Genomic DNA, 14,867 nt, shown 5'->3' on the forward strand with positions numbered 1-14,867 from the left:
CCCTCTCGTTTACGGCGGCCGCGGAATCCCGCGGCTGCCGGCAGCTTCAGCCCGTGAGGCTGTGCTCAGCCGGCCAGAATGGCGCGCGCCAGCTTGGCCGTCTCGGTCGGCGTCTTGCCGACCTTGACGCCGGCGGCCTCAAGGGCCTCCTTCTTCGCCTGGGCGGTGCCGGAGGAGCCGGAGACGATGGCGCCGGCGTGGCCCATGGTCTTGCCCTCGGGCGCGGTGAAGCCCGCGACGTAGCCGACGACCGGCTTGGTGACGTTGGCCTTGATGAAGTCGGCCGCACGCTCCTCGGCGTCGCCGCCGATCTCACCGATCATGACGATCAGGTCGGTGTCGGGGTCCGCCTCGAACGCCGCGAGGGCGTCGATGTGCGTGGTGCCGATGACCGGGTCGCCACCGATGCCGACGGCGGACGAGAAGCCGATGTCACGGAGCTCGTACATCATCTGGTACGTCAGCGTGCCGGACTTCGAGACCAGGCCGATGCGGCCCGGCTTCGTGATGTCGCCCGGGATGATGCCGGCGTTGGACTGGCCCGGGGTGATGAGACCGGGGCAGTTCGGGCCGATGATGCGGGTCTTGTTGCCCTTCGCCTGCGCGTACGCCCAGAAGGCGGCGGAGTCGTGGACGGCGATGCCCTCGGTGATGACGACGGCCAGCGGGATCTCGGCGTCGATCGCCTCGACCACGGCGGCCTTCGCGAAGGCCGGCGGCACGAAGAGGACCGAGACGTTGGCGCCGGTCTCCTTCATCGCCTCGGCGACGGAGCCGAAGACCGGGACCTCGGTGCCGTCGAAGTCGACGGTCGTGCCGGCCTTGCGCGGGTTCACGCCGCCGACGATGTTGGTGCCGTCACCCAGCATGAGCTTGGTGTGCTTCATGCCCGTGGCACCGGTCATGCCCTGGACGATGACCTTGCTGTCCTTGGTCAGGAAGATAGCCATGGTGTTCTGACCTCGTCCCTTACTTCGCAGCCGCGAGCTCGGCGGCCTTGTCGGCCGCGCCGTCCATGGTGTCCACGCGCTGCACGAGCGGGTGGTTCGCGTCCGACAGGATCTTGCGACCCAGCTCCGCGTTGTTGCCGTCGAGGCGCACGACCAGCGGCTTGGTGACCTCTTCGCCCTTGGAGGCGAGGAGCTCCAGAGCCTGGACGATGCCGTTGGCGACCTCGTCACAGGCGGTGATGCCACCGAAGACGTTGACGAAGACGGACTTGACGTCCGGGTCGCCCAGGATGATCTCCAGGCCGTTCGCCATGACCTCGGCGGAGGCGCCGCCACCGATGTCGAGGAAGTTGGCCGGCTTCACGCCGCCGTGGTTCTCACCGGCGTACGCGACGACGTCCAGGGTCGACATGACCAGACCGGCACCGTTACCGATGATGCCGACCTCGCCCTCGAGCTTGACGTAGTTGAGGTTCTTGGCCTTGGCGGCAGCCTCGAGCGGGTTGGCTGCGGCCTTGTCCTCGAGCGCCTCGTGCTCGGGCTGACGGAAGTCGGCGTTCTCGTCGAGCGAGACCTTGCCGTCCAGCGCCAGGATGCGACCGTCCTTGGTCTTCACCAGCGGGTTGACCTCGACGAGGAGCGCGTCCTCGGCGACGAAGGTGTCCCACAGGGTCACCATCGCCTCGGCGACGCCCTCGGCCACGTCGGCCGGGAACTTCGCCAGGGCCACGATCTCGCGGGCCTTCTCGATGTTCACGCCGTCGACGGCGTTGACCGGGACCTTCGCGAGGGCCTCGGGGGTCTTCTCCGCGACCTCCTCGATGTCCATGCCGCCCTGCACCGAGGCCATGGCCAGGAAGGTGCGGTTGGTTCGGTCGAGGAGGTACGAGACGTAGTACTCCGCCTCGATCTCCGGGGACAGCTCGGCGATCATCACCTTGTGGACCGTGTGGCCCTTGATGTCCATCCCGAGGATGTCCGTCGCGCGGGCGACGGCCTCGTCCGCGTCGGCGGCCAGCTTCACGCCGCCGGCCTTGCCGCGGCCACCGACCTTCACCTGCGCCTTGACGACCGACTTGCCGCCAAGACGCTCGGTGGCCTCGCGCGCCGCCTCAGGCGTGTCGATGACTTCACCGGCCAGCACCGGTACACCGTGCTTGGCGAAGAGGTCCCTCGCCTGGTACTCGAACAGGTCCACGCGCGTCCGTCCCTTTTCTGATGATCGCGGTTCGTTGTCTGCGTGGGCGTGCCGCGAAGGGCAACGTGACTGCACTGTCACAAGGGAGGCGCACACGGTGACCGTGGACGCGGCATGTCCGTCTCGCAGGTTATCGCCGAGGGCCGTGGGTCCCTAAATCGCAGATCACAACAGAGCGGTGATACAGGTCACAGGGTGTAGGGGCCACGGGGTCGGGCGCGGGGGGTGCGGAGGGGCGGTGTGCACGGTGCGCGGCAGGCGGGGCCTGGCCTCCCGGCCCCTCACGACGCGCCGGGCGTGTGGGTGAGGGCTGTTTCGAGACGTATGTGATATGGGACTCAGTGAGGCCCGGAGCACCCGTGCGGGTGGTCCGGCGACGACGAATTCCGTATCCGCGCCACCTGGCCGGACGGGAGCGCCGGGGCCGGGGAGCAGCCGGCCGGGCGCGTCGGGCAGAGCGCGTGCGGCCCGGTCGTGTGGGGTCCGGGCGCGTGGCCGGGCGTGGCGGGCCCGGACGCGGGGCCGGGCGTGAGGGGCCCGGACGCGGGGCCGGGCGTGGGGGGCCCGGGCGTGGAGCCGGTCAGGCCGCGGGTATCGGCAGCGGGCGCTTCTCCAGAGCGGCGGCCATGATCTCCGGGAACAGGTCGGGGGTGCAGGCGAAGGCCGGGGCGCCGAGCGCGGCGAGCGCCGCCGCGTGGTCGCGGTCGTACGCCGGGGCGCCCTCGTCCGAGAGGGCGAGCAGGGCGACGAACTGCACGCCGGAGGCCTTCATCGCCGCGACCCGCTTCAGCATCTCGTCGCGGATGCCTCCCTCGTACAGATCGCTGATGAGGACGACGACGGTGTCGGCGGGGCGGGTGATCTTCGACTGGCAGTGGGCGAGGGCGCGGTTGATGTCGGTGCCGCCGCCGAGCTGGGTGCCGAAGAGGACGTCGACGGGGTCGTCGAGCCGGTCGGTCAGGTCCACGACGGTGGTGTCGAAGACGACGAGCCGGGTGGCGATCGACCGCATGGAGGCGAGTACGGCCCCGAAGACGGAGGCGTAGACGACGGAGGCGGCCATGGAGCCCGACTGGTCGATGCAGAGCACGACCTCCTTCCGTATCGCCTGCGAGGCACGCCCGTGGCCGATCAGCCGCTCGGGAACCACCGTGCTGTGCTCGGGCAGATAGTTCTTGAGGTTGGCGCGGATCGTCCGGTCCCAGTCGATGTCCCGGTGGCGGGGGCGGCTGATCCGGGCGGAGCGGTCGAGGGCGCCGGTGAGGGTCGCCCGGGTGCGGGTGGCGAGGCGCTTCTCCAGGTCGTCGACGACCTTGCGCACGACAGCCCGCGCGGTCTCCCTGGTCGTCTCGGGCATGGCCTTGTGGAGGGAGAGGAGGGTGCCGACGAGATGGACGTCCGCCTCGACGGCCTCCAGCATCTCCGGCTCCAGGAGCAGGGTGGCGAGGCCGAGGCGGTCGATCGCGTCGCGCTGCATGACCTGGACGACGGAGCTGGGGAAGTAGGTGCGGATGTCGCCGAGCCAGCGGGCGACGGAGGGCGCGGAGGCCCCGAGGCCGGCCGAGCGGTCCCGTCCGGTGCGGTCGCCGCCCTGGTTCCTGCGGCCGTAGAGGGCGGTGAGGGCTCCGTCCATGGCGGCGTCGGTGCCGGTGAGCGTGCGGCCGGTGCCGTCCGCCTCCGCGCCGCCGAGGACGAGCCGCCAGCGGCGCAGCCGCTCGTCGTCCGCCGCCGCCCCCGTCTTCGTGTCGCCGGCCGGGCCGGTGGTCACGTCGGTGGTCGTGCCGGTGCTCATACGAGGGCCTCCGTGCCGAGGACGAGATGGAGGAGGGGCAGGACGGCGTCCGCCCGGTCCCGGTCGGGGGTGGGCGCGAAGCCGGGGACGCCGGGGGTGGCGCGCCCCGGGCCGCCGGCCCGCGAGCCGCGAGCGACCAGCTCGCCGAGGGAGCGGCGTACACCCGGTTCGTATCCGGAGAAGGTGCGCCGCAGCAGCGGCAGGACATCCGTGAACGCCTCCGCCGGAACGCCCGTCAGCCAGTCGTCGACCAGTCCGAGGAGGCGCTCGTCGTGGACCAGGAGCAGTCCGCCGCCCGAGGCCCCGCCGACGAAGCCGTCGATCCAGGCGGCGGCGTCGGACGGCGGAGTGCCGGGCGAGAGGGCGCGGCTCATGAGGAGGGCGGCCTCGTCCTCGGCGATCCGGCCCTCGTCCAGGAGGAGCCGGGCGGCGCGTCCCCTGAGGATGCCCGGGATCCGGTCGCGGTCGGCGAGCCTGCGCAGGACGCCGGCCCAGCGGTCGGCCAGTCCGTCCGCCCCGGGGAGCAGTGCGAGCGCCTGGTGCACCTCGTCGATCCGCTCGCGCATGGCGGCGGCCGCGTCGGTGTCGAGTCCCGCGCAGGCGGGCGGCAGGCCGACGCAGATCCGTTCGGCGAGGCCGGCGGCCACCTCGGCGAGCGCCGCCGTCTCGGTGCCCCGGACATCGCCGTAGCGCAGGGAGCGGGCGAGGGCGGGGAGGGCCTGGGCGAGATGGGCGACGTCGGTGTCGAGCGCGGCCCGGTCGGCGAGCGCCCGCATGACGACGGGGAGCGCGTCGGTGAGTCCGGCGAGCAGGCACTGCTCGGCGAGGGCCGTGATGTCGGCGAGGGCCTCGGACCCCAGGGCCCGGGACCTGGCCCGGGCCGTGGCGGCGGACTCGACGGTGGTGCCCCAGACGCCGGCCTCGGCGACCTGGACGTGCAGCTCTGGCTCCCAGCACAGCCGCCAGGCCTCCCGGAAGGTGCCGGTGCCGGACCGGCCGGTGGCCGGCTCGCCCCAGCCGACGCCGAGGAGGCGCAGCCGGTGCAGCAGCCGGCTGCGCTCCCCGTCCGTGTCCTTGCGGAGGTCGAGATCGAGCTCGCGCTCGGTGGCCTCGGGCTTGAGGCGCAGGGTGCGCTGACGGCGGGCCAGATCGCGCTGGAGGGGCACGGCGGGGGCGCCGGCCGGGACCCCTCCGAGGACGTCGCCGACGACGAGGCGGTCCCGGACGAGGTCGAGCGGCACGTCGGAGCCCTCGCAGAGCACGGCGCGGACGGCGTCGGTCGTCTCGTCGAGGCCGGGCAGCGGGCGGCCGCGCAGGGCGGCGAGGGTCTCGGCGAGCCGGACGGCCTCGATGACGTGGGCGGAGGAGACGAGGTGGTCCTCGGCCCTGAGGAGTCCTGCGACCTTGGTCATCCACCGCTCGACGGGCCGGTCGGGGGCGGCGAAGAGATGTGCGTACCAGCCGGGCGCCTCGATCCCCGCGCCGTATCCCGAGCGGCGGGCGAGCCTGCGGTGGGTCCAGGGGACCCAGGTCGTCTCGGTCTTCACCTTGGGCAGCCCCTTGAGCAGGGCCCGGTCGGCGGCGACGGTGGTCTTCCGGGTGAGGGCGGGGACGTGCCAGGCGCCGCAGACGACGGCGACGGCGTCGCCGAACTCCTTGCGGGCGGCGCGCAGCCGGATCCGCATATGGGCCTCGCGGACGAGGTCACGGGGATGCCCGCCGTGGCCGTACGCCTCGCGGAGCGCGCCCATCGCCTCGGCGAGGGCCTGGAAGGGGGCGATGGGGTCGTCGTCGCCGCGCAGTTCGACGACGTCCTCCCACCAGCGCTCGGCGTCCTCGTACCCGGCGACCCGGGCGAGTTCGGCGACCGGGTCGATCCGCAGGCCGCTGCCGGAGACCTCTTCCTCCCCGTCGTCCCAGGTGGGGTCGGCGGCGGCCAGGCTGTGCGCGGCGGGCAGGTCGATGAACCGGACGGCGGCGCCCCGGTCGAGGGCCCAGCGGATCGCGACCCACTCGGGCGAGAACGCGGCCATCGGCCAGAACGAGGCCCGCCCCGGGTCGTCCACGGCGTGGGCGAGCAGCGCGACCGGCGGCCGCATGTCGGGGTCCCCGGCGAGCTCCACGAGCGCGTCGGCCTCGGCGGGGCCTTCGACGAGCACGACGGCGGGCTCCGCCGCCTCCAGCGCGGCCCGCACTCCCCGCGCGGACCCTGGCCCGTGGTGCCGCACCCCGAGCACGAGCGGCCCGCCGGGAAGGCCGTGGCCGGGCGAGGAGTTGGAAGGGGAACGGGGAGTGGGAGTGGGAGTGGGAGTGGAGCTGGCAGTGGAGGTGGCCCCGGCCGTGGAGGCGGATGTCATCCGCTCACCTCGCGGCAGGCGCGGTAGAAGTCCTTCCAGCCGTCTCTCTCCCTGATCACCGTCTCCAGGTACTCCTGCCAGACGACCCGGTCGGCCGCCGGGTCGCGGACGACGGCGCCGAGGATGCCCGCCGCGATGTCCGCCGGGCGCAGGACCCCGTCACCGAAGTGGGCGGCGAGCGCCAGGCCGCCGGTGACGACGGAGATCGCCTCGGCCGTGGAGAGCGTCCCCGAGGGGGACTTGACCCGCGTCCGGCCGTCGGTGGTGACGCCGTCCCGCAGTTCGCGGAAGACGGTGACGACCCGGCGGATCTCGTCGACGCCGTCCGGGACGGACGGCAGGGCCAGGGAGCGCCCGAGCTGCTCGACACGACGGGCGACGATGTCGACCTCGGCCTCGGGGGTCGCGGGCAGGGGCAGGACCACCGTGTTGAAGCGGCGGCGCAGCGCACTGGAGAGTTCGTTGACGCCCCGGTCCCGGTCGTTGGCCGTGGCGATCAGGTTGAAGCCGGGGACGGCCTGCACCTCCTGGCCGAGCTCGGGGAGAGGGAGGGTCTTCTCGGACAGGATCGTGATGAGCGTGTCCTGCACGTCGGCGGGGATACGGGTGAGTTCCTCCACGCGCGCGGTCATGCCCTGCGCCATCGCCCGCATCACGGGGCTGGGCACGAGGGCGTCCCTGCTGGGGCCGTGGGCGAGCAGCCGGGCGTAGTTCCAGCCGTACCTGATGGCCTCCTCGGGGGTGCCGGCGGTGCCCTGGACGAGGAGGGTCGAGTCGCCGCTGACGGCGGCGGCGAGGTGCTCGGAGACCCAGGTCTTGGCGGTCCCGGGCACGCCGAGCAGGAGCAGTGCCCGGTCGGTGGCGAGGGTGGTGACGGCGACCTCGACGATGCGGCGCGGGCCCACGTACTTGGGCGTGATCACCGTCCCGTCGGGGAGGGTGCCGCCGAGGAGATAGGTGGAGACGGCCCACGGCGAGAGGCGCCAGCGGGCGGGTCGGGGCCGGTCGTCGGCGGCGGCGAGCGCGGCGAGTTCGTCGGCGAAGGCGTGCTCGGCGTGCGGCCGCAGGACCTCGGTCACGGTCTGCGGCCTTCCCGGTCCGGTGTCCGTCTCGACACCGGAACGGGGCTGCGCGATGGTTTCGGGCACGGGCATGGATCCCCCTCCAGATCGTTCGATCTGCTGTGGGATCCACCGTGCACCATGCCACTGACAATCGGATGTCACCGCTGGTCAGGGGCTGTTGGGGGGGGTCGACGGAGGGCTGAGGGAGGGTCAGCCCGGGAAGGCCGGTCCGAAAGCCGGCCCGCCGGGTCAGCCGACGACCGGGGAGACGGCGACACAGCCACCGGCCATGGCCTGCTCGGCCTTGGCCTCCTTGATGACCTTGCCCTGGTAGACGACCTTGCAGGTGAGGTCGGCGGGGGTGAGCGAGACCGGCATGACGGCCGGCGGCATGATGCCCTTCAGCTTCACGGTCTTCTTCCACGGCGTGGCCGGCTTCTTCTCCGACTCGATCTTCGGCGCCATCGCGGTGCCGTCGCCCGCGTGGTAGTCGATGGACTCGATGCCCGTGCCGGTGACCTCGTACGTGACCTCGTAGGTCTCGGTCACGGACTTGTCGACCTGGTCGACGGCCTTCTCGGCAGCCTCGGAACAGGCGCCGAGGCCGAGGGCGAGGCCGGCGACGGCGAGGGCCGAGACGGCGGTGCGGGCGGTGCGCTTCATACGGGTTCCCCCTGGACGTTCGGGCGAGTCGGTTGATCCCGCCAGGAGAATGGTAAAGGAAGGGTAAAGCGGCTTCCCCTCCCGGCCTCCTCCCGACTTCCTCCCGGCCCCTTCCCGACCTCCTCCCGAGCACGGACTCCCGGACCTCAGGCGTTGTCAGTGGCGGCCTCTACCGTCGAGGACATGAATGCCATGGGGGTGCGCTGGACGGCTGAGCAGGTGCTGGCACTGGCTCCTGACGACGCCTCGCGCAGAGCGGGAAGCAAGCTCGGCACGGCCGGACCGTGGTCGGGCAGAGGCAGCGGCGAGGGCGCGGTCTGGGGCCTCTGCAAGGGCAGCGGCCGCGTGCCGTACCGGACGGTGGTCGACACGACGGGGCCCGCATACCTGTGCGAGTGCCCCAGCCGTAAGTTCCCGTGCAAGCACGCGCTCGGCCTGCTGCTGCTCCAGGCCTCGGACGGTACGGAGAGCGAGGAGACCGCCGCGCCCGACTGGGCCGGGCGGTGGCTCGCGGCGCGCCGCGCACGGGCCGGGAGCGCGGCCCGGCAGACGGGGGGCGGCGACGCCGACGGCCCGGCGGATCCCGAGGCGGCGCGCCGCAGGGCCGAGCGCAGAGCCGCCCGGATCACCTCGGGCGCCGAGGAGTTGGAGCAGCGGCTCGCCGACCTGCTGCGCGGCGGCCTGGCGGCGGCCGAGCAGCGGGGGTACGGGCTGTGGGAGGAGACGGCGGCCCGGATGGTCGACGCACAGGCGCCGGGACTCGCGGGCCGGGTCAGGGAGTTGGGGGCGATACCGGGCTCGGGGCCCGGCTGGCCGGTGCGACTCCTGGAGGAGTGCGCGCTGGCCCACCTCCTCGACCGTGCCTGGCTCACCGCCGACCGGCTGCCCGCGCCGTTCGCGACGACCGTACGGACCCGGGTCGGTCTCCCCGCCCCGGTCGACGGCGTCCCGGTGCGCGACCACTGGCTCGTACTCGCGCAGTACGACGCGGCCGACGCCCGGCTGACCACCCGGCGCATCTGGCTGCACGGCGCGGCGAGCGGGCGCACGGCGCTCCTGCTGTCCTTCGGCGCGGCGGGGCGGGCTCCCCGACTGGCGCTCCCCGTGGGCGCGGTGCTCGACGGCGAGCTGACCCCGCACGCGGGCTCCGGCCAACTGCGCGCGGAGCCCGGCGAGCAGTTCGTCCCGGTCGAGGGCCCCGCCGCCGCGCCGCCGGGCGGACCGGTGGGCGCGGCCCTCGACGCGTACGGCCGGGCGCTGCGCGAGGATCCGTGGCTGGACTCCTGGCCCGTGACGTTGAGCGGGGTCGTCCCCGCGCGCGCGGAGTACGGCTGGCAGCTCGCCGACGCGGACGGCCGGGAGGCGCTGCCACTGACCCCCGCCGCCCAGTCCCGTCCCGGGCTCTGGCGCCTGGTCGCCCTGTCCGGCGGGGCCCCGGTGACCGTCTTCGGGGAGTGCGGGCACCGGGGCTTCACCCCGCTCGCCGCCTGGTCCCCGCAGACCCCGGGAGAAACGGTCCCTCTCATATGACCCCCGCCCACGGAACACCGTCCGACCGGAGGAACCCGATGGAGACGGACACGACGATCCCCACGGCCGGCGCTCCTCTCACGGAGGACGGCGTCCGTGATGACCACGCCCGCGGGACCGAAGGCGGAGAGGACGGCGTCTGGGAGGAGCTCGTCACCTCGGCCCTGCTCGGTACGGACCGCCGGGTGCCCGCCCGGCTCGCCGGCCTACCGGGCACCGATCTGCCGGGCGCCCTGCTCGACGCGGCCGCGCTGCACACCGTACGGCGCAGGGCGGGACTGCGGCCCGGGCCCGCCGCGCCGCCACCGGAGCCCGCACCCGAGGACCACCGCCTGCCCCTGCCCGGGGCAGCGCGGCGGCGGCTCGACCAGCTGCTCGCCGGCCGCACCGCGCCCTCGCCCGCCGGACGGCGCGGGGCCGCGCCCGACCTGACCGAACTCCTCCCCCAGTGGCTTGCCCTCGCCAACGAGCGCGGGTACCAGGCACCGGCCGCCGCCCTGCCGGCCCTCCTCGACGCGGCCCGGGCCCGCACCGACCTGCGGCCCCAGGCCCTTCGGCTCGCCGGGCCGCGCGGCCTGTGGCTGGCCCGGCTCAAACCCGAGTGGCGGTTCGCCCTGCGCGGCGCGGGCGCGGGCAGCTCCCTCCCGGACCCGGGGGACCAGGACGGTGTGCGCGCCCTGTGGGACGAGGGCCTGTTCGCCGAGCGGGTCGCCCTGCTCGGCGCCGTACGGACGGAGGATCCGGCGGCCGGTCTCACCCTCCTCGCGTCCACCTGGTCCGCCGAACGGGCGGAGGACCGCCTGATGTTCCTCGACTCGCTGCGGACCGGCCTGTCCGGCACGGACGAGGAGTTCCTGGAGGAGGCCCTCGGTGACCGCAGCCGCAACGTCCGCGCGACCGCCGCCGAACTGCTCTCGGCCCTGCCTGCCTCGGCGCTCGCGGGCCGGATGGCGGGCCGCGCGGTCACCTGCGTCGGTCTCGACCGGACGGCGGAGTCGCCCACGATCACCGTGGAGGCCCCGCACGAGTGCGACTCGGCCATGCAGCGGGACGGCCTCGCGGCGACGCCGCCCGCCGGACGGGGCGAGCGGTCCTGGTGGCTGGGCCAGCTCGTCGAGGCCGCACCGCTGTCCTGCTGGCCGCCGAGGTTCGGGGGGCGCGCCCCGGAGGAGATCGTGGCGCTGCCGGTCGCCGACGACTGGCAGGCCGAGCTGCACGCGGCCTGGTGCCGGGCGGCCGTACGGCAGCGGGACGCGGCCTGGTCGCGTGCCCTGCTCGGCTCTCCGGCCACCCCGCCCGCGACGGGCCCCGGCACGTCGTCGCTGGCCGAGCGGGCCCAGCTCCTGTCGACGCTGCCGCCGGAGGAACGGGCTTGCTGGGTCGGGTCGTTCATCGCCGCCCACGGCTTGTCGGAGGCGTTCCAGCTGCTCGGTGTCTGCGAGGTGCCGTGGGCGGAGCCGCTCGGCGGGGCGGTGATCGACGCTCTCGACATCGCGCGGGAGGCGGGCAGTTACCCGTGGAGCTTCAGCGGGGTGATGGGGCTGGCGGAGCGCTGCCTCGCCCCGGAGGCGGCCCGGCAGCTGGAGTCCCTGACGGCCCGGCCCGAGGAGGCGGAGGACATCTCCCCCGGTGCGGGCGGCTATTGGTCCGAGGCGTTCCAGCGCCTGGTCTCCACGCTGCGGTTGCGCGAGGCGATGAGAGCCGAACTCACGGCACCGGCTCGGTAGAACGCGAGGACCCGGCATGCCCACGGATCCCGGCAAGCCGAAGGGCCCTCCCGTACGGAAGGGCCCTTCGAAGCCTGAGGCGCGTATCGCCGAAACGGATTACGCGGCGACGCGGACGTTCGCGTTCACCCAGTCGACGATGGAGGCGGTCGTCGCGCCCGGCGTGAAGATCTCCGCCACGCCCTTCTCCTTCAGCGGCGCGATGTCCCCTTCGGGGATGATGCCGCCGCCGAAGACCTTGATGTCCTCGGCGTCACGGTCCTTGAGGAGCTCCAGGACCTTCACGAACAGCGTGTTGTGCGCGCCCGAGAGGATCGACAGGCCGATCGCGTCGGCGTCCTCCTGGATCGCGGTGTCGACGATCTGCTCGGGCGTCTGGTGGAGGCCGGTGTAGATGACCTCCATACCGGCGTCGCGGAGTGCCCGTGCGATCACCTTGGCCCCGCGATCGTGGCCGTCGAGACCCGGCTTGGCAACCACCACGCGGATCGGACCGGTCACACCCATCACTGCCTCCACATGCGACCCCCGCGCGCCTTTGCCGGGGACGTGAACGAACGTTATCCCCAGCATCCCGCACCCGCCTGTTTCGCGACGGCGAGCGAGGGGGAAATCACACGTGGGACATGTTCGCTCTGCGTCGTACCCCGCTTTCGGGCCCTCCTCCTGGGCCCACCAGCCGCAAGCGGGGCACGGTCGCGAAGGGAGCCGCGACGAGGTCGCCGCGCCTCCGTGCCGCCGTCCGTGCGGCACGGAGGCGCGGCGGACCGGCGTACCGTTCGGCCCCGCGTGCCGTACGGGAGGTCGTCCATGGAGTTCACCAAGGTCACCGCCCTGATGAAGGCCACCGCCCTGGAGCTCGCGATCCTCACCGGGCATCTCGTCCTCTACCCCTCCGGGATCGTGGCCGAGCGCCTCGCGCCCACCCCTCCCCCGTCGGTCACCCCCGGCCGGCGCCCGGTCGTCCTGCTGCACGGTTTCGTCGACAACCGCTCGGTCTTCGTCGTCCTGCGCCGCTCCCTCACCCGGAACGGCCGTGACTGCGTCGAGTCCCTCAATTACTCACCTCTCACGTGCGACCTGCGGGCCGCCGCCGAGCTGCTCGGCCGCCGGGTGGACGAGATCCGCGCCCGGACGGGACACGCCGAGGTCGACATCGTCGGGCACAGCCTGGGCGGGCTCATCGCCCGTTATTACGTACAGCGGCTCGGCGGTGACAGCGGGGTACACACCCTGGTCACGCTGGGCACCCCTCACTCCGGCACGAGCGTGGCCCCGCTCGCCGACGCGCATCCGCTGGTGCGGCAGATGCGGCCCGGTTCGGAGGTGCTGCGGGAGCTCGCCGGACCGTCGCCCGGCTGCCGGACCCGGTTCGTGAGTTTCTGGAGCGATCTGGACCAGATCATGGTTCCGGTGGAGACGGCGCGGCTCGACCACCCCGACCTGCTCGTGCACAACGTGCGGGTCAGCGGGATCGGTCATCTCGCGCTGACGGTTCACCCCACGGTGGCCACCGGGGTCCGGGAGGCCCTCGACACGGACGGTCCCGAGGCCCCGGGAGCGCGTGAGGAGGAGCCGGGCGCCACGTCCGTGGCGTGACACTCCGACACCGTTCTTCGAACGTTCCTCGAACACAAGGCCAAAGCTCTCTCCGTGAGCTGGCGAAACACGGCCGATTGCCCGTTTCCTACGGCCTCGAACACCGCCGAAGATTGTCGGCTGCGCATACCGCCGGGTACAGTCGCGCCACTGCTTACCCCCGGGACACCCCTCGTCGGGCCCGCCCCGGACTGGTCCTGCTGCCGAGGCGAGAGAGACGTTGGTGAACGACCAGCACCCCCACGCCGGGTACGTCGGAGACGGCGCCCACCCCACCGGCAGTTTCGCCACCGACCCTCTCTTCGGCGCCTACGGCGACGGCGGGGCGGACCAGAGCGGACAGTGGACCCTCGGCGGATACGACGTCACCGGCACGTACGGGACGGCGGAGCAGTACGGAACGACCGGGCAGTACGACGCCACGCAGTACGACACGACCGGCCAGTACGACATGACGGGGCAGTACGCCGCTCCCACCGGGTCGTACGAGGCCACCGGCCAGTACGACACGACCGGTCAGTGGGACACCACCGGGCAGTGGAACACCACCGGCGCCTACGACACCACCGGCACCTACGGGACCACCACCGGTCAGTACGAGACGACGACCGGGCAGTACGACACGACGGCCACCCAGCACGGCACCAACCCCGCGTACGACACCACCGGCCAGTGGGACGCCTCCGCCTGGACCGAGGCCCAGCACACCGGCCAGTACGAGACCCTCCACGCGGGCGCCTACGCCGCCCAGGGGGCGTACGGATACGAGTCCTACGACGCGACCGGCCAGTGGGCCGCCCCCGCCTTCGCGACCGACACCGGCGCCTACGACGCCACCGCGTGGAACCAGGCGGCCCCGGAAGCCGAACCGGTCGTCCCCCAGCAGTACACGCCGGGCCCCGAGCACACCGCGGAGTTCGCGTTCGAGTACCTCCCCGAGGCCGAGGCGGGCACCGCCGAGGACCGCGCGGACCTCGACGACACCGAGCCCGCCCACGACCGGGCCGAACTCGACGACCACGCGGACGACGGCGACCGTCACGAGGCCCGCGAGGCCCACGACGCCGACCCCGCCGGCTTCGACGACCAGCCCGCCGTCGAGGTCCGTACGGACTCCCCCCTCGCCGGCCGCCCCGTGCGCCGCTCCTCCAACGGAAGCCGCGGCCGCCGCCGTACTCCCGCCAAGCGCTCCGCGCTGCTGACCGTCGCCGTTCCCTCCGCCTGCGTCATGGGAGTCGCCGGCATCGCCGCCGCCTCCGTCGGCGGGCTCACCGGAGCCGGCACCGACGGCGCGAAGAAGGAGGACACGACCGCGCTCGCCGCCGCCGACCCGGCGTCCGTGAAGCAGGTCGCCGCCAACAACGCGCTCGACACGCAGCTCGCCGCGCTCAGCGCCGACGCCCGCGACTTCGGCGACCGCGCCAGCCGCACCCAGGAGCGCATCGACCTCAAGGCGCGCCAGGCGGCCGACAAGAAGAAGCGCGAGGAGGAGGCGGCCCGCAAGGAGGCGCTGCGTCCCAAGTTCATGCTGCCGGTGGAGCTCCACCGGCTCAGCGCGCGCTTCGGCCAGTCCGGCGTCAACTGGATGTCCGTGCACACCGGCATCGACTTCCCCGTGCAGACCGGCACGCCCGTGATGGCCGCGACGGACGGCACCGTCCGCACCCAGATCAACAGCGCCTACGGCAACATGGTGATCGTGACCGCGCCCGACGGCACCGAGACCTGGTACTGCCACCTCAGCAGCGCCAAGATCCGCTACGGCCAGGTGAAGGCCGGCGACGTCATCGCGTACTCCGGTGACACCGGCAACTCCACCGGCCCGCACCTGCACTTCGAGGTCCGGCCGGGCGGCGGCTACGCGATCGACCCGCTGGCCTGGCTGCGCAGCCACGGTCTCGACCCGACCAGCTGACCCACCCCGCACGCCTCACGTACGAGAGCGGGCCCCGGCTTCCCGGCCGGGGCCCGCTCTCGTACGCCGTCT

11 protein-coding genes are annotated in these 14,867 nt (G+C 73.4%); 4 read left to right on the plus strand and 7 right to left on the minus strand.

All coding sequences use genetic code 11. The annotated features are described in order from the left end of the window. Positions 1-65 precede the first annotated feature (65 nt). From sucD to IF00_RS0115750, 6 genes are all read right to left on the minus strand, one after another. Positions 66-950 carry a succinate--CoA ligase subunit alpha gene (sucD, locus tag IF00_RS0115725; RefSeq protein ID WP_015035673.1) on the minus strand — a complete coding sequence of 295 codons (885 nt, stop codon included), beginning with the start codon at positions 948-950 and terminating at the stop codon, positions 66-68. Positions 951-969: 19 nt separating this feature from the next. Then, on the minus strand, positions 970-2,148 hold the full coding sequence (gene sucC / locus IF00_RS0115730; protein WP_030318498.1) for an ADP-forming succinate--CoA ligase subunit beta: 1,179 nt from the start codon (positions 2,146-2,148) through the stop codon (positions 970-972). Positions 2,149-2,728: 580 nt separating this feature from the next. Further along, positions 2,729-3,940: a VWA domain-containing protein gene (locus IF00_RS0115735; protein ID WP_030318499.1), complete on the minus strand. Its 1,212-nt coding sequence runs from the start codon at positions 3,938-3,940 to the stop codon at positions 2,729-2,731. After that, positions 3,937-6,297: a DUF5682 family protein gene (locus tag IF00_RS0115740; protein WP_078944701.1), complete on the minus strand. Its 2,361-nt coding sequence runs from the start codon at positions 6,295-6,297 to the stop codon at positions 3,937-3,939. Before IF00_RS0115740 ends, IF00_RS0115735 begins: the two co-directional genes overlap by 4 nt. Beyond that, positions 6,294-7,451: an ATP-binding protein gene (locus tag IF00_RS0115745; RefSeq protein ID WP_030318503.1), complete on the minus strand. Its 1,158-nt coding sequence runs from the start codon at positions 7,449-7,451 to the stop codon at positions 6,294-6,296. The genes IF00_RS0115740 and IF00_RS0115745 overlap by 4 nt, the downstream gene beginning before the upstream one ends. Before the next feature lie 159 nt (positions 7,452-7,610). Continuing rightward, positions 7,611-8,024 carry a hypothetical protein gene (locus tag IF00_RS0115750; RefSeq protein ID WP_030318504.1) on the minus strand — a complete coding sequence of 138 codons (414 nt, stop codon included), beginning with the start codon at positions 8,022-8,024 and terminating at the stop codon, positions 7,611-7,613. A 183-nt stretch (positions 8,025-8,207) separates the two neighbouring features. On the opposite strand from IF00_RS0115750, the gene IF00_RS0115755 reads away from it, so the two are divergent. Further along, a complete protein-coding gene (locus IF00_RS0115755) occupies positions 8,208-9,554 on the plus strand; it encodes an SWIM zinc finger family protein (protein ID WP_030318506.1) in 1,347 nt (448 codons plus the stop codon). Positions 9,555-9,592: 38 nt separating this feature from the next. Next, entirely contained in the window at positions 9,593-11,281 is a 1,689-nt protein-coding gene (locus IF00_RS0115760) for a DUF5691 domain-containing protein (RefSeq protein ID WP_030318507.1), read from the plus strand. Between the two features lie 99 nt (positions 11,282-11,380). On the opposite strand, the gene icmB is transcribed toward IF00_RS0115760, so the two are convergent. Next, positions 11,381-11,788, minus strand: a complete 408-nt coding sequence (gene icmB, locus IF00_RS0115765; protein ID WP_030318509.1) for a coenzyme B12-dependent isobutyryl CoA mutase small subunit — start codon at positions 11,786-11,788, stop codon at positions 11,381-11,383. A gap of 303 nt (positions 11,789-12,091) precedes the next feature. Here icmB and IF00_RS0115770 point away from each other — a divergent pair, with 303 nt between their 5' ends. Together IF00_RS0115770 and IF00_RS0115775 are read left to right on the plus strand one after the other, a co-directional pair. Further along, complete coding sequence (locus IF00_RS0115770; protein ID WP_030318511.1) at positions 12,092-12,880, plus strand: esterase/lipase family protein; 789 nt, start codon at positions 12,092-12,094, stop codon at positions 12,878-12,880. A gap of 223 nt (positions 12,881-13,103) precedes the next feature. Next, on the plus strand, positions 13,104-14,795 hold the full coding sequence (locus IF00_RS0115775) for a M23 family metallopeptidase (RefSeq protein ID WP_030318513.1): 1,692 nt from the start codon (positions 13,104-13,106) through the stop codon (positions 14,793-14,795). Positions 14,796-14,867: the final 72 nt, after the last annotated feature.

Origin of the sequence: Streptomyces flavochromogenes (assembly GCF_000717595.1) — a bacterium.
GTDB classification, from domain to species: domain Bacteria; phylum Actinomycetota; class Actinomycetes; order Streptomycetales; family Streptomycetaceae; genus Streptomyces; species Streptomyces flavochromogenes.

Excerpts from the sequence above, each read along its gene's own strand:
- sucD (WP_015035673.1), bottom strand. The coding sequence starts at position 950 with ATGGCTATCTTCCTGACCAAGGACAGCAAGGTCATCGTCCAGGGCATG.
- IF00_RS0115735 (WP_030318499.1), bottom strand. The coding sequence starts at position 3,940 with ATGAGCACCGGCACGACCACCGACGTGACCACCGGCCCGGCCGGCGAC.
- IF00_RS0115740 (WP_078944701.1), bottom strand. The coding sequence starts at position 6,297 with ATGACATCCGCCTCCACGGCCGGGGCCACCTCCACTGCCAGCTCCACT.
- IF00_RS0115745 (WP_030318503.1), bottom strand. The coding sequence starts at position 7,451 with ATGCCCGTGCCCGAAACCATCGCGCAGCCCCGTTCCGGTGTCGAGACG.
- IF00_RS0115750 (WP_030318504.1), bottom strand. The coding sequence starts at position 8,024 with ATGAAGCGCACCGCCCGCACCGCCGTCTCGGCCCTCGCCGTCGCCGGC.
- IF00_RS0115755 (WP_030318506.1), top strand. The coding sequence starts at position 8,208 with ATGAATGCCATGGGGGTGCGCTGGACGGCTGAGCAGGTGCTGGCACTG.
- IF00_RS0115760 (WP_030318507.1), top strand. The coding sequence starts at position 9,593 with ATGGAGACGGACACGACGATCCCCACGGCCGGCGCTCCTCTCACGGAG.
- icmB (WP_030318509.1), bottom strand. The coding sequence starts at position 11,788 with ATGGGTGTGACCGGTCCGATCCGCGTGGTGGTTGCCAAGCCGGGTCTC.
- IF00_RS0115770 (WP_030318511.1), top strand. The coding sequence starts at position 12,092 with ATGGAGTTCACCAAGGTCACCGCCCTGATGAAGGCCACCGCCCTGGAG.